This window comes from Methylocystis sp. H62 (assembly GCF_015709515.1).
Classification (GTDB): domain Bacteria; phylum Pseudomonadota; class Alphaproteobacteria; order Rhizobiales; family Beijerinckiaceae; genus Methylocystis.
Window position 1 is genome coordinate 25,746 of sequence record NZ_JADNQZ010000047.1, and the last position, 22,181, is coordinate 47,926.

21 protein-coding genes and 1 other RNA gene are annotated in these 22,181 nt (G+C 62.3%); 11 read left to right on the forward strand and 11 right to left on the reverse strand.

The window, feature by feature from the left end:
• Positions 1–21 precede the first annotated feature (21 nt).
• Together IYY11_RS06225 and IYY11_RS06230 are read right to left on the reverse strand one after the other, a co-directional pair.
• Positions 22–1,605 carry a glucan biosynthesis protein gene (locus IYY11_RS06225; protein ID WP_196403064.1) on the reverse strand — a complete coding sequence of 528 codons (1,584 nt, stop codon included), beginning with the start codon at positions 1,603–1,605 and terminating at the stop codon, positions 22–24.
• 98 nt (positions 1,606–1,703) lie between these two features.
• Positions 1,704–1,937, reverse strand: coding sequence for a hypothetical protein (locus IYY11_RS06230; protein WP_196403065.1), 234 nt, complete (start codon positions 1,935–1,937; stop codon positions 1,704–1,706).
• A gap of 272 nt (positions 1,938–2,209) precedes the next feature.
• Between IYY11_RS06230 and IYY11_RS06235 the strand changes: the two genes are divergently transcribed.
• From IYY11_RS06235 to IYY11_RS06250, 4 genes are all read left to right on the forward strand, one after another.
• Positions 2,210–3,673: an amino acid permease gene (locus tag IYY11_RS06235; RefSeq protein WP_196403066.1), complete on the forward strand. Its 1,464-nt coding sequence runs from the start codon at positions 2,210–2,212 to the stop codon at positions 3,671–3,673.
• 147 nt (positions 3,674–3,820) lie between these two features.
• A complete protein-coding gene (locus IYY11_RS06240) occupies positions 3,821–5,263 on the forward strand; it encodes a deoxyribodipyrimidine photo-lyase (RefSeq protein WP_196403140.1) in 1,443 nt (480 codons plus the stop codon).
• 117 nt (positions 5,264–5,380) lie between these two features.
• Complete coding sequence (gene cobT, locus IYY11_RS06245) at positions 5,381–6,403, forward strand: nicotinate-nucleotide--dimethylbenzimidazole phosphoribosyltransferase (RefSeq protein WP_196403067.1); 1,023 nt, start codon at positions 5,381–5,383, stop codon at positions 6,401–6,403.
• Positions 6,404–6,487: 84 nt separating this feature from the next.
• Positions 6,488–7,444, forward strand: coding sequence for a LysM peptidoglycan-binding domain-containing protein (locus IYY11_RS06250; protein WP_196403068.1), 957 nt, complete (start codon positions 6,488–6,490; stop codon positions 7,442–7,444).
• 74 nt (positions 7,445–7,518) lie between these two features.
• On the opposite strand, the gene IYY11_RS06255 is transcribed toward IYY11_RS06250, so the two are convergent.
• The 3 genes from IYY11_RS06255 to ssrS form a co-directional block, all read right to left on the reverse strand.
• A complete protein-coding gene (locus tag IYY11_RS06255; protein ID WP_246719689.1) occupies positions 7,519–7,857 on the reverse strand; it encodes a hypothetical protein in 339 nt (112 codons plus the stop codon).
• A gap of 211 nt (positions 7,858–8,068) precedes the next feature.
• Positions 8,069–8,671: a 5-formyltetrahydrofolate cyclo-ligase gene (locus IYY11_RS06260; protein WP_196403070.1), complete on the reverse strand. Its 603-nt coding sequence runs from the start codon at positions 8,669–8,671 to the stop codon at positions 8,069–8,071.
• 26 nt (positions 8,672–8,697) lie between these two features.
• Positions 8,698–8,852: non-coding RNA, 6S RNA (gene ssrS, locus IYY11_RS06265), on the reverse strand.
• Between the two features lie 148 nt (positions 8,853–9,000).
• On the opposite strand from ssrS, the gene IYY11_RS06270 reads away from it, so the two are divergent.
• Positions 9,001–11,091, forward strand: a complete 2,091-nt coding sequence (locus tag IYY11_RS06270; RefSeq protein ID WP_196403071.1) for a hypothetical protein — start codon at positions 9,001–9,003, stop codon at positions 11,089–11,091.
• A gap of 225 nt (positions 11,092–11,316) precedes the next feature.
• Here IYY11_RS06270 and IYY11_RS06275 read toward each other — a convergent pair whose 3' ends face one another.
• Positions 11,317–12,039: a class I SAM-dependent methyltransferase gene (locus IYY11_RS06275; RefSeq protein WP_196403072.1), complete on the reverse strand. Its 723-nt coding sequence runs from the start codon at positions 12,037–12,039 to the stop codon at positions 11,317–11,319.
• Positions 12,036–13,265, reverse strand: coding sequence for a tRNA 2-thiouridine(34) synthase MnmA (mnmA, locus tag IYY11_RS06280; protein ID WP_196403073.1), 1,230 nt, complete (start codon positions 13,263–13,265; stop codon positions 12,036–12,038). Before mnmA ends, IYY11_RS06275 begins: the two co-directional genes overlap by 4 nt.
• 236 nt (positions 13,266–13,501) lie before the next feature.
• Between mnmA and IYY11_RS06285 the strand changes: the two genes are divergently transcribed.
• Positions 13,502–14,434, forward strand: coding sequence for a ribose-phosphate pyrophosphokinase (locus IYY11_RS06285; RefSeq protein WP_026222902.1), 933 nt, complete (start codon positions 13,502–13,504; stop codon positions 14,432–14,434).
• 35 nt (positions 14,435–14,469) lie between these two features.
• On the opposite strand, the gene IYY11_RS06290 is transcribed toward IYY11_RS06285, so the two are convergent.
• Positions 14,470–14,925: a hypothetical protein gene (locus tag IYY11_RS06290; protein ID WP_196403074.1), complete on the reverse strand. Its 456-nt coding sequence runs from the start codon at positions 14,923–14,925 to the stop codon at positions 14,470–14,472.
• Positions 14,926–15,056: 131 nt separating this feature from the next.
• On the opposite strand from IYY11_RS06290, the gene IYY11_RS06295 reads away from it, so the two are divergent.
• On the forward strand, positions 15,057–16,001 hold the full coding sequence (locus IYY11_RS06295; RefSeq protein ID WP_196403075.1) for a helix-turn-helix domain-containing protein: 945 nt from the start codon (positions 15,057–15,059) through the stop codon (positions 15,999–16,001).
• 34 nt (positions 16,002–16,035) lie between these two features.
• Here IYY11_RS06295 and IYY11_RS06300 read toward each other — a convergent pair whose 3' ends face one another.
• Positions 16,036–16,548, reverse strand: coding sequence for a DUF1697 domain-containing protein (locus IYY11_RS06300; RefSeq protein WP_196403076.1), 513 nt, complete (start codon positions 16,546–16,548; stop codon positions 16,036–16,038).
• Positions 16,549–16,679: 131 nt separating this feature from the next.
• Between IYY11_RS06300 and IYY11_RS06305 the strand changes: the two genes are divergently transcribed.
• On the forward strand, positions 16,680–18,224 hold the full coding sequence (locus IYY11_RS06305) for an acyl-CoA synthetase (protein ID WP_196403077.1): 1,545 nt from the start codon (positions 16,680–16,682) through the stop codon (positions 18,222–18,224).
• 87 nt (positions 18,225–18,311) lie between these two features.
• On the opposite strand, the gene IYY11_RS06310 is transcribed toward IYY11_RS06305, so the two are convergent.
• Positions 18,312–18,788 (reverse strand): integration host factor subunit alpha, encoded by a 477-nt coding sequence (locus tag IYY11_RS06310; RefSeq protein ID WP_196403078.1) that lies wholly within the window; start codon positions 18,786–18,788, stop codon positions 18,312–18,314.
• Positions 18,789–19,337: 549 nt separating this feature from the next.
• Here IYY11_RS06310 and IYY11_RS06315 point away from each other — a divergent pair.
• A complete protein-coding gene (locus tag IYY11_RS06315) occupies positions 19,338–19,709 on the forward strand; it encodes a hypothetical protein (RefSeq protein ID WP_196403079.1) in 372 nt (123 codons plus the stop codon).
• 131 nt (positions 19,710–19,840) lie between these two features.
• Here the strand turns inward: IYY11_RS06315 and IYY11_RS06320 are convergent, their stop codons facing one another.
• Complete coding sequence (locus IYY11_RS06320) at positions 19,841–20,227, reverse strand: AprI/Inh family metalloprotease inhibitor (protein ID WP_246719691.1); 387 nt, start codon at positions 20,225–20,227, stop codon at positions 19,841–19,843.
• 177 nt (positions 20,228–20,404) lie between these two features.
• Here IYY11_RS06320 and hemN point away from each other — a divergent pair, with 177 nt between their 5' ends.
• Both hemN and IYY11_RS06330 read left to right on the forward strand, forming a co-directional pair.
• Positions 20,405–21,751 carry an oxygen-independent coproporphyrinogen III oxidase gene (gene hemN / locus IYY11_RS06325; protein ID WP_196403081.1) on the forward strand — a complete coding sequence of 449 codons (1,347 nt, stop codon included), beginning with the start codon at positions 20,405–20,407 and terminating at the stop codon, positions 21,749–21,751.
• Positions 21,752–21,776: 25 nt separating this feature from the next.
• On the forward strand, positions 21,777–22,166 hold the full coding sequence (locus tag IYY11_RS06330) for a hypothetical protein (protein ID WP_196403082.1): 390 nt from the start codon (positions 21,777–21,779) through the stop codon (positions 22,164–22,166).
• The last annotated feature ends 15 nt before the right edge of the window (positions 22,167–22,181 follow it).

The following is a 22,181-nucleotide window of genomic DNA, read 5'->3' on the forward strand; positions in this document are numbered from 1 at the left end:
CGAGAGTGTCAATCGCCCGCGTTAGAGCGGGTGATACTGATACAGCCAATTTTCCGAAAGCACCTCATCGCCGTTCTTGAGGAACAGGCGCATCTCCACAGGCTCAGAGCCTTCCACGGTCAGGTCGAATTGCGCCCGCCAATGGCCCGGCACATTATCAAAAACCGCTTCGGCGAACACGTAGGAGAATGTTCCGCGCGACGCCCATAACACCGGTTCGGGCTTCACCCCAAAGGGGAGCTTGGCGAGGGGCTCGCCCAGAAACTCCACCATGAATTTGCGCACGCCCTTGGGTCGCGGCCTGCCGGGCTGGCCGCCGTTGCCGAGCCTCGTCGCGACGCAGCGCGCGAGCTTGGTCGGATAGGGCTCGTCCGCAAGCCAATGCAGCCGATAGGAATATTCGAAGGAGGCGCCGGGGACGGCGGGCTTCTCGGGCGCCCAGATGACGACGATATTGTCGTGGATCTCGTCATCCGTCGGAATTTCGATGAGTTGAATCGCGCCCTTGCCCCAGTCGCCCTTGGGTTCGATCCACACGCTTGGGCGGCGATCGTAGAAGACGTTGTCGAGATAGTGGTCGTAATTGCGGTCGCGCTGCATCAGGCCAAAGCCCTTGGGATTGGCGTCGCCAAACGCCGACGCCATGACCCGGTTCGGATTGTTCAACGGCCGCCACAAGCGCTCGCCCGCGCCGGTCCACATGCTCAGCCCGTCGGAATCATGCACTTCCGGCCGCCAATCGATGGCCGTCGGCTTGGCGGTCTCCGAGAACCAGAACATCGAGGTGAGCGGCGCGACGCCAAAACGGGTGAAGGCGCCGCGTAGATACAGCGAGCAGTCGATGTCCATGACGACGCCCTTGCCGCGCGTCATCAGGAAGCGATAGGCGCCCACGATCGACGGGCCTTCGAGCAACGCATGCAGGACGACGCCGTCGGCGGTCTCCGGGCCGATGTAAATTTCAGTGAAGTCAGGGAATTCCTCGTTCGATCCCGCCTGCCAGGTGTCGAGCGCGACGCCGCGCGCTGACATGCCATATTGGCGCAATTCGCCGATCGCGCGGAAATATGACGCGCCCAGAAACGCCACCCAGTCGTTCTTCTTCCAGTCGAGCGCGCCGTCCTTCGCCTCCTGAATGCGAAATCCCGCGAAGCCGGCGCCGGGCGGCAGTTGGCGCGCGATCGAATCCGCCGGCATATTGAAGTAGCTCGTATCGTAAAGAACCTCGCGCGCCTCGCCGTTTTCGACGACATTCATGCGCACGGCCTTCTTGAAGAACATCCCCAGGTGGAAGAACTCTATGGGGAAGCGGTCCTTGGTGTCGGCGAAAAGCGCGTGATCGGTGTTGTAGGTGATCTGTCCCCACTTCTCGTAGTCGATCTGCGAGGTGATCTCTGGGGCAGGGATATTCGGCTTGCGGTAAGGCTCTTTGATAAGGCGCTGCGCCGTCTGCTTGAGCGTTTCGAAGGAGAAGGGCCGCGGTTCGCCGAGCCGAAGATTGGAGACGCTTGTCGCCGCCGCGCTGCGAGGCGCGCCGACCGCCCCGAGGGCGCTCGTCGCCGCCGCCGCTTTGATAAACGAGCGACGATCCTGCTTCTCGACCATCTCGGCGTCCTTGTTGCGAAGTTTGGGAGATGCGCGCCTGGGTCTGCCGCCGCCGCGAGCCTGTCGAGGGACGCGAGACATTACGGCGCGGACCCTAATTAGCCGCGAATCGGCTCATTGCGGATGGCGGTCCGCATGAAGAAGTAGAGTCCGATCAGGCCGGCGAGGGAGAAGATGATTTCGAGCGCGCGGCTGATGAGGGGATCAAGCTGAAAAAGCCCGCCCAGCGCCCAGCCGGCGGCCCAGGATGCGCCGACAAGCTCGGTGCCGACCAAGATCGCCACGGCGACGAGCGTCGACAGGCGCGGATAATTGATGGGCTTCTGGCTCATGCCGTCATTCTCGAGCTCGACCCCTTAACAGGCGGCCGACGCCGCGCTCGAGTCGTGCTATAGCAAAGGCTGCTGCAAGGCAAGTCAGGCGGACCGGACCGCGACGCACAGACGAGTGCGAAGTCACGGATCTGGAAGGCTAATTGAGGCGCGTCACGATCGCGTTTCGCTTCTCGCAGTCTTTCCGCTTGTATGTTTTGGCGCCGCAACGATAATCGGCGCCGCCGAAGGCGCGGCGCGCTCGCCACGTCGCGAATTCGAAAGGGTGACGCTTGTTCCAAGCCGCCAGCAAGAGCTATCTGAACCGCAAGTCCGTCCACAAAATCATCGCCGATCACGCCGCCGCCGACGGCGACGGCCTTAAACGCGCGCTTGGCTGGGGGTCGTTGATGTCGCTCGGCGTCGGCGGCATCATCGGCGCCGGCATTTTCGTGTTGACCGGCACGGCGGCGGCGAATTACGCCGGGCCCGGCGTGATGATCTCCTTCATGCTGTCGGGACTCGCCTGCGCCTTTGTCGCGCTGTGCTACGCGGAACTTGCGTCGCTCATTCCCGTCGCGGGGAGCACCTACACATACACTTATGTGACGCTCGGCGAGATTTTCGCCTGGATCATCGGCTGGAATCTGGTGCTCGAATATGCAGCTGGGGCGGCGACTGTCGCGGTCGGCTGGTCCGGCTATTTCAATCGCGTCATGCAAGGGCTCGGCATACATGTGCCGCCCGAGCTGACCACCGCCTTCTTCGCTGATCCGACTGCGCATGGCGCGCCGCCCGGCGCCGTTCACGGGTTGTTCAATGTTCCTGCTGCTGCAATCATCCTGTTGCTGACCGCGCTGCTCGTGCGCGGCACGAGCGAGTCGACGCTTTTCAACAACATCATCGTCGCCATCAAGGTCACTGTCGTGCTGATGGTGATCGTTTTCGGCGCTGCGCATATCGACCACGCCAATTGGTCGCCGCTCATTCCCGACAACACTGGCGACTTCGGCACTTTCGGCTGGAGCGGCGTCGTGCGCGGCGCGTCGGTCGTTTTCTTCGCCTACATCGGATTCGACTCCGTCTCGACTGCGGCGCAGGAGGCGCATAATCCACAACGAGACGTGCCGATTGGCATCATCGGCTCGCTGATCATCTGCACGATACTCTATATCGCCGTGGCGGCTATCGCGACCGGCGTCGTCAACTACAAGGAGCTGGGCGTTCCTGACCCAATGGCGCTGGTCATGGATCGCACCGGCGTCTCGTGGCTCGCCTGGGCGGTGAAGCTCGGCGCGCTAGCCGGACTGACGACGGCGATTCTGGTGCTGCTCTACGGGCAGACGCGCATCTTCTTCGCCATGGCGCACGACGGCCTGCTGCCGCCGATCTTCGCGAGACTGCACCCGACTTTTCGCACGCCCGCCGTCAGCCAGATCCTCGTCGGCGTGATCGTGGCGCTCGCGGCGGGTCTGTTGCCGCTCGATATTCTCGGCGAAATGGTGAGCATCGGAACGCTGGCGGCTTTCGCGCTCGTCTGCTTGGCGGTGCTGCGCCTGCGTCGAATGCACCCGGAACTCCGCCGCCCGTTCCGTGCGCCCGGGATTCCATTGTTGCCCATCGCCGGGATACTGTCCTGTTTCGCGCTGATGGCCGCGCTTCCGCTCGACACTTGGCTCCGGCTGCTGATCTGGACCGTCATCGGGGTCGCCATTTACCTTTTTTATGGCATCAAGCACGCCAAACGCCTCCACTAGCCGCCTGGCGCGACGAGATTGATGTCCTAAACGCGTGGACGGGGGAACCCTTGGCGGCCGGCGAGGTTACGATTTAGTCCCGATCCTTCGACGCGGCGAAAGGATCGGGGCGTGACCTTTCGGAATGTCGAACGGGGTTCTCGCGATATGAATGCGCCGGCGATCGTCTGGTTTCGCAATGATTTGCGCATCTCTGACCATCCGGCGCTTTCGGCGGCTGCACGATCGGGAGCGCCGCTCGTCGCCCTTTACATCCTGGACGATGAAAGCCCCGGAGAATGGCGCACGGGCGCCGCGGCGCGTTGGTGGCTGCACCATTCTCTGAAGGCGCTGTCCCAGAGCCTCGCCGGCAGGGGCGTGTCGCTGACCTTGCGCCGCGGGCGCGCTCCCTACGTCTTCGAGCAGATCATCGCCGAAACCGGCGCTGGAGCCGTCTTCTGGAACAAGCTTTACGAGCCTTGGGCGATCCGGCGAGACGCCGAACTCGAGGCGCAGCTGCGCGATGATGCGGTAGAAACGCATTGTTTTCAAGAGTCTGTGCTCTTCGAGCCGGAGACGCTTCGCACCAAACAGGGTGAGAGCTTCCGGATATTCACCCCTTTTTGGCGGGCCTGCCTCGCGGCGCCGCCGCCGGAGCGGCCCCTTCCGGCGCCCGAAGTCCTGCACGCCGCGCCGCTTCCGCCGGACAGCGACGATCTCGACGCGTGGCGGCTGCTGCCCCAAAACCCCGATTGGGCGATCGGCATGCGCAAGGTCTGGCTTGTCGGCGAGACGGCCGCGCGCGCCGAACTTGCCGACTTCGCGCGCCACCATGTCGTCGACTACAAGGTTGAACGCGACTTCATGGGCCGCGTCGGCGTCTCCAGGCTTTCCCCGCATCTGCACTTTGGCGAATTGTCGCCACGCGAAGTCTGGCACGCGATCAGCGACCCCGGGAGCATCGGCGGCGAAGCCTATCTGAGGGAACTCGGCTGGCGGGAGTTCTGCCATCACTTGCTGATCTCCCACTGGGACCTGCCGGATCGCCCTTTGGACAGGACCTTCGAACGTTTTCCCTATCGCGACGACGAGACGTCGCTCGACGCCTGGCGGAACGGTCAGACCGGCTATCCGCTCGTCGACGCGGCGATGCGCGAATTGTGGATCACGGGCTGGATGCACAATCGCGCCCGTCTGGTTTCGGCGAGCTTTCTGATCAAGCACCTGCTCATTGACTGGCGGAAGGGAGAGCGCTGGTTCTGGGACACGCTGGTCGACGCCGATCTCGCCAATAATAGCGCCAACTGGCAGTGGGTGGCGGGCTGCGGGGCCGACGCCGCGCCTTACTTCCGCATCTTCAATCCCGCGCTTCAGGGCGAAAAATTCGATCCCGATGGCGCTTATGTGCGCCGTTACGTGCCGGAGCTCGCGGGGCTCGACGTCCGCTACATCCATCGTCCGTGGGCGGCGCCAGACGACGTCTTGCGCGCTGCCGGCGTCGTGCTTGGCGTCACCTATCCGCATCCGATCGTCGACCATAGCGAGGCGCGGGAGCGGGCGCTCGCCGCCTTCGAGGCCGTTCGGGCCCAGCCGTCGTTGCGGGAAGCGTAGCGGCAATGCCTCTTACGTTCTGAGCGGTCATTGGAGAAGGCGGAGCCGACGAGGCAGTCTTCGGCCTCAATGACCAGTCGCTCGCCAATGTCGCCGCGACCCGGTAAAGCCGGCGGCATGTCTCACGCCGTTCATCCCTTCGAAGAAATCCGTATCCTGTTGGCGGCTCTGCCCGGCCCGGATCTGCGCGCCGCGGCGGCGGTCCGCGCGCGCGATTGCCGGCTGACCAAGCCGCCCGGCGCGCTCGGTCGGCTCGAAGAGATCGTCGAATGGCTCGCGGCCTGGCAGGGCAGGGCGGAGCCTTCGATCGAGCGCCCGCTCGTCGCGGTGTTCGCCGCCAATCACGGCGTCGTGGCGCAGGGCGTTTCGGCTTTCCCGGCGAGCGTCACGCAACAGATGGTGGCGAATTTTCTCTCCGGCGGCGCGGCGATCAATCAGATCTGCAAGTCCTATGGCGTCGGCCTGAAGGTCTATGAGCTGGCGCTCGAACGGCCGACGGCCGACTTTACTGTGGCGCCGGCCATGGACGAGCGCGAAGCGGCGGCGACCTTCGCCTATGGGATGGAGGCGATCCAGGGCGATATTGATCTCCTCGCCCCAGGCGAGATGGGCATTGGCAATACGACGAGCGCGGCGGCGATCTATGCCGCGCTTTTCGGCGGACCCGCCTCGCGCTGGACCGGACGCGGCACGGGCGTCGACGACGCTGGGCTTTCGCGCAAGAACGCCGCGATCGACGCCGCGCTGACGCTGCATGCGCCGCATCTCGCCGATCCTTTAGAAATTTTGCGCCGGCTCGGCGGGCGGGAAATCGCGGCGATGATGGGCGCCATCGCCGCCGCGCGTCTCAACCGCATTCCGGTGGTGCTTGACGGCTATGTCGCCTGCGCCGCCGCAGCGCTGTTGCATGCGATCGCGCCCGAGTCGATCGCTCATTGCGTAGCAGGCCACGTCTCGGCGGAGGGCGCGCATCGCGACGTTCTGACGCGGCTTGGCATGCGCCCGCTGCTCGATCTCGACATGCGGCTGGGCGAAGGCTCGGGCGCGGCGCTGGCCATCGGCCTGATCAAAGCGGCGCTTGCATGTCATAGCGACATGGCCACGTTCGATAGCGCGGGCGTATCGGAAAAATCGGAATGATTCACGGAGGGCGGCTTCCCCTCAAGAAACTGTCACATCCGCAGCGCATTGAAGTCAAAACCGACCCCTAAGGAGCGCGGTTACATGAACTCCAATATTTCATCCGCCTACGTGGCCGTGGTCTTGATGGCGGCGCTTGCGGCGGCGCTGCTTTTTCATCTCAGTCGGATCCTGGGTCCGCAGCGGCTGCTTCATGCGGCCTATGCCGCAGCCGCCCTAGGGCTGTTTTATCTGCTGGGCGCGACCGCCTTCGGCTGGACATTCGACCGACAAGGCGCGCTGCTTTGGGTCTATCTCGCATCTTTCCTTCTCGCGGCAGGCGTTGCGGCGCGTCGGCGCATGATGCTCGGCGCGATTGGGCTGCCCTGGCTTTCGGCGCTGATCCAGCTCGGCGTCGTCGCTTACATGTTTGCGCCGGACTCATTCCGGAAGCCGCCGGTGACGGCGGCGCTGTTCCTGTATTTCATCTTCGAGGCGCTCATCTGGCTGCGCGGCCGGGAAGCGCAGGAGCCGGCGCCGTCTGTTGGAGCCAACGTTCGCGAGCGGCCGCCGCTCTTCACGCCAAAACGCCGTCGCGGTCTCGCAGAAGCTTCCCTGGCGATCGCGGGCTTCGCCGTCGCCTTTCTGCTTGTCGCGGGGCCGCAAGCGGCGCATGAGGCGTCGGAGCCAGACTCGGCGCAGCAGCAGTCGGAAATCGAGCAGACCGCTGCGATCGGCGAGACGACGAAAAGCGAGGAGCCCGCCCCGGAGGCGAATCCGTCTGCGACCAATGACGAGCCGAAGGCAGCGAGCCAAGAAGGCGAGCCGGCTGAAGCCGCCCCGCGAGTGGCCGGCAATGCGCCCGTCGAGACCCCGCCGACTGCGGCGAAGGACCCTGGCGTTTATACGGCGCGCGCAGGGGACACGTTTAAATCCATCGCCAGGCGGCTCTATGGCGCTACCAGCAAATGGCGCGCGATCGCCGAGCGCAACCCCGATCTGAAGTCGAAAAAGCTGCGCGCCGGTCAGCTCGTCAATCTGCCGTCAGCGCCGACGCGTTGAGGTGAGGAGATAGCGTGAATTCTCGGCGGCTCTTGTCGAACCGCCGAGACGCCTGTGATCGACTCCGCGCCGAATCAGCACATGCAGAGCGCTTCGGACGCCTGATCGTTCCAGCGGTCGCCGACGTAACGGTAGCTTCTGTTTGAGCGAAATCTCGAGCCGCCCTGATTGACGTGCTGCCATAATGTGAGCGTGCAGCCGTCCTTCACGCGGAATGACGAAACATTATCGTTCCACGACGGATTGTAGATCGTGCTTTCGCACCCGCCGCCATGGCCGTTCGTCGTGCATCCAAGGCTTTCGCCGCGCACCATTTTCATCCGCTCGAAATTGTGGAGCGTGTAGCCGGAGCCGCCATAGTCTCGATGCTGGAAAATCCGGCAGGTCGCTTGCGCGCTGGGCGAAAAAAACAAGAGGGCCGCCGTGAGGGCGGCCGCTGTATAGCAAGCCTTCATCTCAAACTCTCCGAAAAAGAAATTTAAATAGTCCGCATCTTTTGGTTAACGTGCCGCGTTCTGATTGGTTCCGCGATCCTAGATCGCGCCTGCATTCGGGCGGCATCGCCCAAATGCAGCTGAATTGATCGACTCCCAAAGTTTTAGAGCGCGCTCTACGCAGCGCGCTCTAGGCGACGGCGGTTGCGAACCGCAGCGTGTCCTGCTCGGTCATGAGGGCGTCGAGCCGCTGGTCATGCGGTTCGATCGGCACATGGTCGGCTTCCTGGCAGGAATAGGCGACGCCGATGGCGACGACCGGCTTTTTGGCGCGAAGCGTGGAGAGCGTGGCGTCATAGATGCCGCCGCCATAGCCCAGCCGAAAGCCGCGCCGATCGAAGGCGGCGAGCGGCGAAAACACAATATCGGGATCATAGGCCGGCTTGTCGTCGGAGGGCTCGGACAGGCCGAACGGACCTTTGACGAGGTCGTCGCCGGGCGCGAAGGCCCGAAAGACCAAGGGATGACGCACCTTGTGCATCACCGGCAACGTCACGCGATAGCCTTCGGCCGCAAGCGCATCGATGAGCGGACGCGTGTTCAACTCGCTGCGGATCGGCCAATAGACGGAAACGACAGGCGGGGCGCTCAGTTTCGCATCGCGCGCAAAGCCGGCGACCAGCGCGACGCCCCGGCGCGCGACGGAAGCGGCCGCCTCATGCGCTTCCTGTGGCGCGATGAGATCGCGGCGCGCCAGCGAACGGCGCCGCAGCTCGGCTTTCAAATCGCTCATGCGAGAGCAATAACAGGGAAGGAGAGTGCGGGCCACAAGAGCCGTGGGACATCGATCCCGGGAACCTACAACGTAGGTGGGCGCCATATGACCAAGCCCACGGGCGAGGCCAGGGACAGCTCCCATAAGGATCGATAAGGCCCCGGGGAATAATAGTCCTGCACGCACCCCGCAGCGCCGCCCGATGAATGTAGCGCTACGCGCAGCCGGGCGCCAGCCGGAGGCAAGAAGTTTTCTTGCAGCACTTTCGAACTTCTACATTTGGGGGGCTTGTCAACGTCGCAATTGGCGCTAACGTCGAATTATTAAAATTGTTTGGGAATTTTCCAATGGGCCCGTTCCTGATCGCCGCAATTATATGCGGTCTCTCTGCACTGTTATTTGCGACAACGCTGCGTCCGTGGCTGGACAGCAAAAGAGCAGATTCTGATTCAGACCAGGCGGCTATTCCCGGGGCGACCACAACTTGGGCCGAAGCGGGAATCAATAATCAGAGCTATGGATCACGATGGCTCGTCATTGCGGCAATATTGCTGCTGCTGCTCGTGGCTCTGGCGGAATACGAATATATTCAGCTCGCGCATGGCAGCATGAATTGGCAGTATTTTTTCGACGGCCCAATCTTTAGGCAAGTTGTTTTTGGCTCTGTATTTGGCGCATCGATATCTTACTGGCTACTGCGTAAAACTGTTAACAAGGATCACGCCAAAAATGACAAGCAGTTTATATATGTAGAGAACGAGCATGCTGAGCAAAAGCCCAGCGTTCCTGTCTATGGCAATCTCGATACACAGAAGTACCATATATACAGCGAGTTGGCAGTGTTCATCGCCTTTGTATGTATTTTCATTGTCGGAACATTGGACGAAGAAACGATAGCTAGAGTTGCTCAGTTGGGAGGTAACGTCAAACTTCCCGGGGGCGTGGAGTTTGCTTTCGGTCGAAACGAGAGCCGATCCAGCGAGACTTCAGTCGCGCATCTGGTGCCTCCTGCCAGCTCGCAAAACTCCTATGCTCCGCCAAGCGTATCGCAAGGCTTACAAAGTTTGGCGGAGCTAGGTCAGACGATGCGAAGAGACGCGCTGATCTACGCGTTAAGGAAACAGTTGATTGATGACACGGATAGCGCGGGTGAAGGATCGGACAGTCGAAACGTGAAAAAATCGGGTGAACCTGACTTGCTTGAGATCTTACGTGACCAGATCAAACTTGCCGACGAAGTGTTTGCTAACCTAGGAAAGTGCCTCGTAGAGGAAAACAAACAAAACCTTGACTACATCAGCTCAGGTGAAAAAATCCTTCCAATAGCGAAAACACTCAATAAAAGCCTTCGCACGGGCGATAAAATCAGCAATCATGAGTTGGACGCATTATTTCCAAGGTGTGGAAATCAAAATATTTTCAGTAAGACCAAAGGTGATAGGAGCTCGTCGCCAAACGGTATAATGTATATGCTGAATAACGATCGTGCCGCTGCTTTTTTAAATTCACATGACGCCAAGATTTTGCCGTATACGTGGATTGCTGTTGCTAACATTTTCGAATACAATCACAGGTACGTGGCTGCGATCGCGCTGCTAGAAAGCTGGCTGCGGAATAAACACTGGTCGATCCATGATAAAGATATCGCAGATGTTTTTGAAATTCGTGTCCGCAGCATGATTGGCGGCTACTTATATGAATGGATGAATTATCAGCCAATAGCAAAAACGCAAGCGGTGCTGGAGTACTACAGAAATAATTTAGACAATACAATTGAGCTACTGGAGCGTGTTATAGCGAACGTTTTTGCGAGAAAGAATCCGCATATATCAGATAATAGTTATGGAAAGAAATTCACAACAGCCGCGAACTGGGACTGCGAAAGACACAATCCCGATGCGGCTTGGAGCAAGAGCGTTGACATACCGGACAAAGATAGCTTGCCGCCCAAGCGGATGAAGCTTGCTCTTGTACATTCGCTGCTTACAATGAAGAAGTCTTGGATAAACGCTGTATTGGATGGTCAAGACTATAAATATCACAAGACTATGGCGAATGAATACGCTCGAGAATTGAAAGAAATGGACGTAAAGTGCATGGCTCTAGTGGGAGAGACCAAAGCTGATCCCAAAGGCGAGGATTACATACGCGTGTTACGAGCAGAAAATCTTGACGCCTATGCTCGGGTGACGCGGGCAAACGCAAATTTTCTAAGGGACGCGGCGGAGAGGAAATCTCGGTTGAGCGATGCGCTGTCCGCGGCTGAGGAAGGCCTTGAACTTGCAAAAGAAATCGCCGAACGCGATCGTAACGAGCGACGGTTCCCCAGAGAGAATTACGAAGTCTCTTTTACAACTTCGGGAACACCCGCGCTTGAGGTAGTCGAACGTCTTGGAGAGATCATTAATCGCGCAAATGCGGAGCTTGGAAGGCCTTAGGCGTGTGTTGTCGTTCCGGCATGATCATGCCGGAACGCGTATTTCAAAGCTTAAGCATCAGGGACCCGATGGGCCACCCGCCACTGCGACCACAACCTGTGCGGCCAAAACCGCGACGAGAAAGGCATAAAAAAGAATTACACGCATTTTACCCTCCATATCATAACCAGACAACATTAGGTCTGGTAACGACAGTGGGCAAGAACTTTCAAGTTTTTTAGACGTTCATGTACATTCAAATTCTGCTGATTCGGGTAATTTTTTCCTGGGCGTGTCATTCGTGCAACGCTGAATCCGCGTCAGCGTAAACAGACCGAAGGGCGCCAGCGGGCGGCGCTCGACGAGCCTCATCTGCGGGTTCCGATCGATCCAGTCGCCGATGATCGACCAGGGAAATTGCGGACGCCAGCCGAGTTTCGGCGCCATATGGCGGTCGAGCCAGGCCTCAAACAGCGCGATGGCGTCGTCCTTGCCGCTCACATGATTGACGAGCACGATTTCGCCGCCCGGCCGCAGCACGCGCGCGAGTTCGTCGAGCATCGCCTCGGGCTCCGGCACGACCGTCAGGACGTAAGGCGCCACGACGCAGCCGAAACTCGCGTCGGCGAACGCCATGCGCGTCGCATCCATTTTCACGAGGCCGGCGACATGGCCGAGACGCTCACGGCGCACGCGCTGCGCCGCGCGGCGCAGCATCGGCTCCGACAGATCGACGCCGACGACCTGCGCATTGGACGCGAACATCGGCAGTTCGAGCCCCGTGCCGACGCCGACGTCGAGGATCGGTCCGCGCGCGTTGGACGCCGCCGCGGCGGCGGCGCGACGGCCTGGCTTCAGCAGAATGTCGAACGTCAGATCATAAATCGGCGCCCAGCGCGCATAGGCGGCCTCGACATTGCTGTTGTCGAGCGTTTCGACTTCGGGCAAAAAATTCCTTGCTTCGCTCATCGAGGCGCCCTTCGCCCTTCTGCGGCGCGCAGCGGCGGCGCCTTTAATGCCATCGTCATCGCTGCAGGCTCGATCCCGGCGATAAATCCGCCGCCGAGCACGCGCGCTTCATTTTCTTCCGCGTCGTAGAAGACGCACGCCTGCCCAGGCGAGACGCCGAATTCGCTTGCCGCGAAGACGACTAGAGCGCGGCCTTCCCCGCCCGGGATCAATCGCGCGGGGACTGGCGGCCGCGTCGAACGCACGCGCGCCATGATGTCGAGGCCCTCGGGCGGCAGGGAAGAGAGCGCGCCGTCGCCAATCCAGTTCACGTCGCGTAGCTGCACCGCGCGAGTGTCCAGCGCCTCGCGCGGGCCGACCACGACCTGAGCCTTGGCGGCGTCGAGGCGCAGGACGAAAAGCGGCTCCGCGTCGCGGCCGGCGACTTTTGCGCCCAGCCCCAGGCCACGGCGCTGCCCGATAGTGTAGTGGATGACGCCGGCGTGGCGTCCCAGCACACGGCCGTCGAGGTGCACGATCTCGCCGGGCACCACTGAAGCTGGCGCAAGCTTCTCGACGACGTCTGTATAGCGCCCCGTCGGCACGAAGCAGATGTCTTGGCTGTCCGGCTTATCGGCGACCTCGAGTCCGAAGCGCCGGGCCATGTCGCGAACTTCGGCCTTGGCGTAATCGCCGAGCGGAAAGCGCAGCATCCGCAACTGCTCGCGCGTCGTCGCGAACAGGAAATAGCTCTGGTCGCGCGCCGCATCCTTGGCGCGGTAGAGCGCGCGGCCGCCGCGTCCGTCGTCGCGGGCGGATATGTAATGGCCGGTTGCGAGCGCGTGCGCGCCGAGGTCCTTCGCCGTCTCCATAAGATCGGCGAATTTGATGAACTGGTTGCAGGCGACACAGGGCACGGGAGTCTCGCCGCTGGCGTAGCTCGCGGCGAATTCGTCAATCACCTTCTCGCGAAACTTGCTCTCGTAATCGAGAACGAAGTGCGGAATGCCCAGTCGCGCCGCAACATTTCGCGCATCGTGGATGTCGCGCCCGGCGCAGCAGGCGCCCTTGCGGTGCGTGGCTTCGCCGTGATCATAAAGCTGCATCGTGACGCCCACGACGTCGTAGCCCTGCTCCTGCAGCAGAGCGGCGACGACGCTGGAGTCGACGCCGCCCGACATGGCGACGACGACGCGCGTCTCGCGCGGCGAGGAAGGCGGCGCATGATCCGATACGCTATTCGTCATTTTCGGAAGCGACGCCTGTTTTTTACGGAAAGTGGGCGAGATGGGTGAAGGCGCAAAAGCCTCGGCCCGCCGCGTATCGGTCAGGCCACTGTCACCATTTAGAGCATTACCCGTCCAAGAGGCAATCCTGCCGAAGTTTTTCGACGATCCGACATTCCCGCGTCATATTGTTCGCAGCCGCCATCGCTGCTATGACGCCGCGGCGTTTAAGGCGCGGGGATGGATATATGGCGGCGATGAAACTCCTGGCGGGCAACTCCAACAGGCCGCTGGCGGAGGCGATCGCCGCCCACCTCGGCGTGCAGCTCTGTCGCGCCCAGGTTCGCCGCTTCGCCGACCAGGAAATCTGGGTTGAAATCCTGGAGAATGTGCGCGGGCAGGACACGTTCGTGATCCAGTCCACATCCGCCCCGGCCAACGACCACCTGATGGAGCTCCTGATCATGATCGACGCGCTGCGCCGCGCCTCGGCGCGTCGCATCACGGCGGTCATTCCCTATTTCGGCTACGCCCGCCAGGATCGCAAACAGGGACCCCGCACGCCGATCTCGGCCAAGCTTGTCAGCAATCTGATCACGCGGGCGGGCGCGGACCGCGTTCTGACCGTCGATCTGCACGCCGGCCAGGTTCAGGGCTTCTTTGACATTCCAACGGACAATCTCTTCGCCGCGCCGGTCATTGTGGCGGACATCAAGTCCCACCTTGAGCTCAAGAATGTCATGGTCGTGTCGCCGGACGTCGGCGGCGTGGTGCGCGCGCGGGCGCTGGCCAAGCGCATCGACGCGCCGCTCGCCATCGTCGACAAGCGCCGCGAGCGCGCCGGCGATTCCGAGGTCATGAACATCATCGGCGACGTGAGCGGACACAATTGCATCCTCATCGACGATATCGTCGATTCGGGCGGAACCCTGTGCAACGCCGCCGAAGCCCTGCTCGCGGCGGGCGCCGGCTCCGTCTACGCCTTCATCACCCATGGCGTGCTGTCGGGCGCGGCGGCGGAACGCATCGCCAACTCCAAGCTGAAGCAGCTTGTCGTCACCGACACGATCCGCGCGACGGCCGCGGTCGAATCCGCCCCCAACATTCGCGTCATTCCGATCGGCCATCTGATCGGCGAGGCGATCGCGCGGACGGCGCGGGAGGAGAGCGTTTCGAGCCTCTTCGACTAGAGGTTCCGCCAAGCTACGTCGGTGGATTTATTGGTTTACGAGGGTTTGGGACGGAAACTGATGCGCAGGACGGTGAGGCAAGCGCCGGCGAAGCCGAGCGTCGTCGTCACGATGCTCGCCTTAAGATAGACGCCGAACAGAGCCGGGCCCCATCCTTCGGCCGGCGGGCCGTCGAGGATTGGAAACGCCGCCTGCAAGACGAACAGGCTCGAATTGGTGAAAGCGCCGATCACCATCGCCCAGCGCACGGGCCAGACCAAGGGAATGCGCGTTCCGTAGAAGCCCAGCAAGAGCGCGCTCATCAGCAGAAAATCGATATGCGCCTGCAAGACCCGTGAAAATTTCCCCGGGAAAATCGCCAGCATGAGCGGCGCTTCCATTTTGAGCGACACGAGACACCACGCCAGAATGAGCGCGACGAGAATCCATAGGGCGGCGCCCCTCAATAGGATAATGTTTGTGGTCTCGGCCGATCGCGCGTTTTCCGTCATCACGACATCCTCGGTTCTTCTCGGCCGATCGCCGGAAGCTCGATACATGCCGCGTTCAGCAGGAAAGCGCTTGACCGGGACGGCTGAAAAACTTGTCTGAAATGGATCTGCCGGGCGTGAGGGGGGTGTCGATGACGAAAGCGCAATTCCTTTCGACCGAAGCCGTGCCGCATGCCCAGCGCCGTGAGTGGCTCTGCGAGGTGATCGGACGTGAATACGCCCGCGCAGACGCCGACGCCCTGCCGACGCAGCCGCTGTTCAATGAAACGACGATCTATGGCGAAAGTGACGTGCGAATCTCGGCGATCCGCTCAAACGCCATCCTCATCGAAAGACCGAAGCGGCCTTCGTTGCCCGACAGTCACGACGTGTATCTCGCCGTTGTGCTGCTCTCGGGCGAATATTTTCTTGAGCAAGGCGAGCGCCGAGCGGCGTTGCGTCCTGGCGACATGACGATCTACGACGCCACCCGGCCGCACAAAATCTATTGTCCTGGCTCATTCTCGAAACTGATCGTATCTCTGCCGCGCGCCGCCATGCGAATGCGTTCGCCCGATATCGACCGTCGCTTGGCCGCACCGATCGCCGGCGCGCGCGGACTTGGCGCGATCACCGCCGCGCATATCCGTTCGCTCGCCGCGCATGCCGCCGTAATCGCCGATGAGTCGTTTGCGGCGGCGACGGACCATTGCGCCGACCTCATCGCCCTTTCCTTCGCCGATTCGCAACAGATTCCCGCGACCGCCCGCGGTCGTGACGCCACGCTGCGGCGGGTGAAGCGGTTCATTGAGAGCCGTCTCGGCGATCCACAGCTCGATCCGGCCATGGCGGCGCAGCGGCTGGGTCTCTCGTCGCGCTATCTCAATTCGCTGTTCGAAGCCGAGGGGCTCTCGCTGATGCGCTATGTGTGGGCCAGGCGTCTCGAGAATTGTCGCCGCGACCTCTGCGCCGAGCCTGGCGCGCCGATCGGCGAACTCGCCTACCGCTGGGGGTTCAGCGATCTCTCGCATTTCAGCCGCGCGTTCCGTCGGCGGTTCGGACAATCCGCGCGCGAGGCGCGTGCAGGTAGCAAATAGCTCTGCGTTCGCCTTCGCCTCCGCATCGGCATTCTCAAATTTCGCGCGCCATATCGACGAGTTTTGCGATCGTGCGCATATTGCGAGCCGTGCCATGCGTCGCAGCGGGAATTTTGAGTTTCGAGCGGCCCATCCCTGCGCCGTAGTGAACATAAATCTCGCGTGATCCCAATCGCATTTCCTCGTCTGCTTTGCCTGTGGCGCGATCTAACGCGTCAGGCGGCGGCGGATTATCGAGAAAGATCGCCACGGTGAAATTGGCCGGCTTTTCCGGGAAGGGATTTCGGTTGAGAACTGCCTGCATTTCATTGGCGGTGCGCACAAAAACCACGACGGGTTTTCCGGCATAGGCGAGCAGTCTCGCTTCCAGCTCCGACTTTACGCGTCTTGAAGAGGCTTTGCTTTCAAAGACGACGTTTCCGCTCGCGATATAAGTTTGGACATGATCGAAACCAGCGTCGACGCACATCGCCTTGAGTTCGGTCATGGCGACTTTGCCGGCTCCGCCGACATTTACGGCGCGTAACAGCGCGACATAACGGGTCATGCCAAAGCCGAGCATATCGACTTGGCGCGCGTCAATCTCAAATCGACACGATGCCGCTGAGATCAAATTGCGTGGCCATTCGACTCGACATTTATCAAATGACGGCGCGCTCTTGCCCAAGCTGGCGCCGAATGCCAGAAGGCCGTGTGACCGCAAAGATTTCTCTCGTTCTCGACCCCGTCCCGCCGCGCTTCAATCTCGCGCGCTATTGCCTCGCCGAAAATGCGCGGCTGCGGCCCGACGCCACGGCGCTCACCGTCGTCGGCGACGCCGGCGCGCAGCGCTGGACCCACGCTGAGCTCGATCTCAATGTCCGCCGTATGGCGGCGGGCCTGCGCGACCTCGGCCTTCCGGCGGGCGCGCGCGTCATGATCCGGATGGGCAATGAGGCCAACGCCGCGCTCGCCTATTTCGCGGCGATCGCCGCCGGCTATGTGGCGCTGCTCGCGTCCTCTCAGCTCACCTTCGAGGAAGCTGAGTTCATGGCGCGCGATTGCGGCGCGTCCGTGCTGGCTCTGGGCGCATCCTTCGAGAACGAGCCGCATCGCGGTGACTTCCATGTCCTGCGCGGCGTCGATCTAAAGCGCCTCGCGGAAAGCGCGCCCATCCCGGACTATGTCGACAGCGCCGCCGACGATCCCGCCTATCTCGTCTACACGTCTGGCACGACGAGCCGGCCGAAAGGCGTGCTGCACGCCCATCGCGCCGCCTGGGGCCGACGGCCGATGCGGGAGCATTGGACGGGGCTTGGTCCCGGCGACGTGATGTTGCACGCCGGCGCTATCAATTGGACCTATACGCTTGGCGTCGGCGTCGTCGATCCGCTGTCGGCCGGGGCCAGCGCGGTGCTTTACAACGGGCATCCAGATCCCGCCGCATGGCCGCGTCTCATCGAAACCTATCGTGCGACGATCTTCGCCGCGGTGCCCGGCGTCTTTCGGCAGATCCTCAAATATGGCGCGCCGGAAGCGGCCAATCTATCGAGCCTGCGCCATGCGCTCTCGGCCGGCGCGGCGCTGCCGTCGAGCCTGCTCGCCGATTGGCGCAGCCGTACGGGCAAAGACATTTTCGAAGCGTTCGGCATGAGCGAGATTTCGACCTTCGTCTCCAGTGGGCCGACGGCGCCGGTGCGTCCGGACTCGCCCGGCAGGCCGCAGCCGGGCAGGGCGGTGGCGGCGCTGCCGCAAGAGGGCGGCGAGACTCCGCTTCGGTCAGGCGAAACAGGCCTCCTCGCCGTGCGCCGGGACGATCCGGGCATGATGCTCGGCTATTGGAACCGTGAAGAAGAGGAGCGCGAGGCGTTTCGCGGCGCGTGGTTCGTCTCCGGCGATCTCGTCGAATTCGACGCCGACGGCTACATGTGGCGCCACGGCCGCGTCGACGAAGTCATGAATGCGGGAGGCTACCGGGTTTCGCCGGCGGAAGTCGAGAAAAGGCTGCTCGAGATCGACGGCGTCGTCGAAGCGGCGGCGGCGGAACGGCCGGGGCGCGACGCGACCGCGACGATCATCAAGGCCTATGTTGTGACGCGCGACGGCGCGGCGCGGGACGAAGCGGCCATCCTCGAATACTGCCGCGCGCATCTTGCCGCCTACAAATGTCCGCGCGCGGTCACGTTTCTCGACGCGCTGCCACGCAACGCCAATGGCAAGCTCAATCGCGCGGCCTTGCCGTAAAGAGAGAGGCCCGAAGGTTCGCCGGGGCGAGCGGCGAACGATCGGGCCCAGGTCCGCTCACAGGGAGGAGCGCGGACTACCGAAATTTCACGGGGCGAAGATTCTCACCACTTCGGCCCCGCCGTTCTGCCGCGCGACCCGGCCACGGGCGCGCTTCTTGACCTTCACCAAAGGAATCTCGCCGTTAATGGCCGCCTTCATATTGGGCGACGCCTTGAACGTGATGACTCGACGCGCTTCGATCGGCACGGGCGCGCCGGTGCGCGGATTGCGGCCCGCGCGCTCGCGTTTCGTGCGGACGATGAACGAGCCGAAGTCGTGCAGCTTGAGCGACTCGCCGGACGCGAGAGTCGCCGCCATTTCCTCGATCACCAGGTCGGTCAGGCGCTTGGCTTCGCGGCGGGACATGCCTTCAAGCCGGCGATGGATCGCCAGCGCAATGTCCTCGCGCGTGAGCGTGCCGCGTGCGCCGTCTTCATGCGACGCCGATTCATGTTCGACGTCTTCGCCATTGGCGCGCGCGACGAAGGGCTTCAGCATCTCTTTTGGATTCGCGATCGACATCAGCGCTCTAATCCCCAGTTTTGGGCCTGCGGAGTTTGCCTTTCCGCTTGGCCGACGGATTGCGCTCAACTTGCGTCGGAACCTGATTGCTCAGCAGTGCGGCAGGTCACATTGCCGAATGACCCTCTTTTCAATGCGCATCTCAGGCATCGACAAGAAGCCGCCGCACGTTCCAATTTGACGCAACTTGGCGCAATATCTCGTTAATCTGCAGATAGCGTGCTAACGCGCGGCGCTTGAGCCGTTCCTTCGCTGGACACTGGACGCACAGCGATTTCATGGAAAATTAACTGTCAGCGCCGGTGACGAGACGCCGGAAAGTGTTCCTTTTTGAAACGGCGCAGGCAGGAAAATGATCAGCCTGGATGAAAATGATACGCTTCGGCGTCGCGCCGCAGACGCCAGCAGAGCCCGCAGCAAAGCTGACCGCAGGATGAACGACGCGGCCATATCCGGTTCAGCTGGCGTGCGTCAGAGTGTAGGTATGGGCAGGCGATTTTGACGAGTGTTCTCCCCGACGCCTGCTCTCCCTAGTGACCGGAGCCGAGCATGTCACGCCAGCCTTTCATCGTCATCCTCGCTGTCACGCTGGCGCTCGCAGCTACCCCGGTTGTCGCGCAGGATCTGGGCGACGATTCCTCTGAACGCCATGCTCCCTACCAAAGCGAGAGCTTTGGTCATGCTCCCTACCAAAGCGAGAGCTTTGGTCATGGCCGCCACCAAAGCGACAGCTTTGGTCATGGCTATGATCCCTATGATGACGGTCGGGAAGCCTGGTTTGCGCCGGAGCCCTATCGTGGCTCCTGGGCGGACCACGCCGATGCCTATTACGGATACGGAGAGTGTCATTTTCTCCGGAAGCCGATTCTTGGTCCGTGGGGCGAGATCGTCGACTATCGCCGGGTACGAGTTTGCGATTAGCCGGCGGCCGCGCCACACGATCCGTCGCCGGCACCCCGCCCCTCTCGCGCGGCGACGGTGGAGAGCCTCCCGGAGAAATCCGGGAGGCTTCTTTTTTTCGGAAATGTTGGCGGATGAAGAGCTAAGGCTTGTTAGAGGGGGCGAAGGCCAAGCGCCTTGCCTTCCTTGGCGTCGCGCCGCCACACGCCGTCGGCGCCCTTCTCGAAATGCGCCTTGTGCCCCTTGCGGGCGGTGAGCACGAGCCGCCCCTTGTCGAGCCCCCAGCCGATGGGATCAAATATGACGACGCCATTGTCGCGACAGGCCGGGGCAAGCTGCGCCTTCAAGCCGGCGCCGCCGCGCGTGCGCGCATCCAGCGTCAGCATGCAGCCCGTATCCTTGTCTCCCTCGCGGAGAATCGAGTAGCGGCCAGAGGCCTCCGTCGGTCCGGCGGCATGTGCGAGCGGCGCCGAGACGCTCGCGGCGGCGACAAGGCAGAACCCCAGTAATTGCCGTCGTCGCCCAGAAAATATCGCCATTTGCGCCATGCTCCCGCCCGCGTGAAATCGCCACACTTTGCCTTTTTTCCCTGCCTGCGTCCAAGCCGATTCACAACGCGCCCGCGTCAAAGTGCGGCAGGTCGTCGCTTTTGCGCGCCGGGCCGTGGCGCGCTATCAATTTAAGCGGCGCCGCGCGGCGGCGAAGGAGTCAGTAGGATGGACCCAGCGTCCCTGGCCTTGGCCGAAAAATCCGCGCCGCGCTACACGAGCTATCCCACGGCGCCTCATTTCTCAAAGTCGATCGGCGACGGCGAGGCGCGCGCCTGGCTCGCGAATCTCGATCCTTCCGCGTCGCTCTCGCTCTATTTCCACGTTCCATTTTGCACCGCCATTTGCGCCTATTGCGGCTGTCACACGAAGGCGGTGCGCCAGGATGCGCCGCTCCAGTCTTATGCGCAGACGCTAAAGAGCGAAATCGTGCTCACTTCAGCGGCGACGCGCGCGCGGCGCGTCGCGAGCATCCATTGGGGCGGCGGCACCCCGGGCATTCTAGGCCCTTCGCGTTTCAGCGCCATCGTTGCAGTTCTACGCGATCATTTCGATCTTTCCGCCGAAACTGAACACGCGATCGAACTCGATCCGCGCATTCTTGACGGCGATCTCGTCGAGGCGCTTGCCGCCGCCGGAATTACCCGAGCCTCGCTTGGCGTGCAGGACCTGAACGCGCATGTGCAGGAGGCGTCCGGCCGCATCCAGCCCTATGAAACGGTGGCGCGCGCCGTGGAGTTGCTGCACGGCGCAGGCATTACCGCCATCAATCTCGATCTGATGTATGGGCTGCCCAAGCAGAGCGTCGAAGACGCCGCGCGCACCGCCTCGCTCGCGGCGTCGCTTGCGCCGCAAAGGCTCGCGGTCTTCGGCTATGCGCATGTGCCCTGGTTCAAGTCGCACCAGAAGCTGATCGACGCCGCGGCGCTGCCGGGCGCCGGCGAGCGTCTGGCGCAGGCCGCGGCCGTGCGGGCGACCCTCGAAGGCGCGGGATTCGAGGCGATCGGACTCGATCATTTTGCGCGTCCCGAGGACCCGCTAGCGATCGCCGCGCGCGAAAGGCGCATGCGCCGCAATTTCCAAGGATACACGATCGACGCCGCCGACGCGCTGCTGCCGTTTGGCGTTTCGTCCATCGGGCGGCTTCCCGAGGGCTATGTCGGGAACGCCACCGATCTTGCGGGATGGCGACGCGCGATCGAGTCAGGACGTTTTGCAACGACGCGCGGCGTCGCGTTCACGCGCGAGGATATCGCCCGCGCCGATCTGATCGAACGCCTCATGTGCGATTTCGATGTTGACTACGGCGCGGTGGCTGAGCGTCACGGCTATGCGGAAGACGCCTTCGACGCCGCGCGGGCGTCGCTCGACGTTCTCGCGGACGACGGCGTCATCGATGTGCACGGCCGACGACTCGCCGTGACCGAACGCGGAAAGCCGTTCGTTCGCCTTGTCGCAGCCGCCTTTGACGCCTACCTGCAGTCTGCGCCGGCCCGCCATTCCTCGGCGGTGTGAAGGGCGATTATGCAAGGAGGCGTTCATGACGCCGCTGACGCTTTTTCTCGCGAAGCTGATCGGCGCTTACGCGCTGATCATGTCCGCCTGGATGCTGGTGCGCAGGGACGTGGCGCTGCAGATGATCGAGCGCATTTCTCGCGAGCCCGTCGCCATCGCCTTCATCGGCATGATTCGCATCTCGATCGGTCTCGCCATCGTGATCGGCCATGACATCTGGAGCGACAGCGTCGCGGCGCTCGTCTCGCTTGTCGGCTGGATCACGCTGATCAGCGGTTTGCTGACGCTGTTTCTGCCGCCGCAAACGGTGCGCGACATTTTCGCCCGAATGGCCTATGAAAAGCGCTATCCCGTGTTTGCGCTCGTCTCCTTCGCGCTCGGCGGCGCGCTGCTGATCGCGGGCTTCAGCGCCTGACAAGATTCATATTGG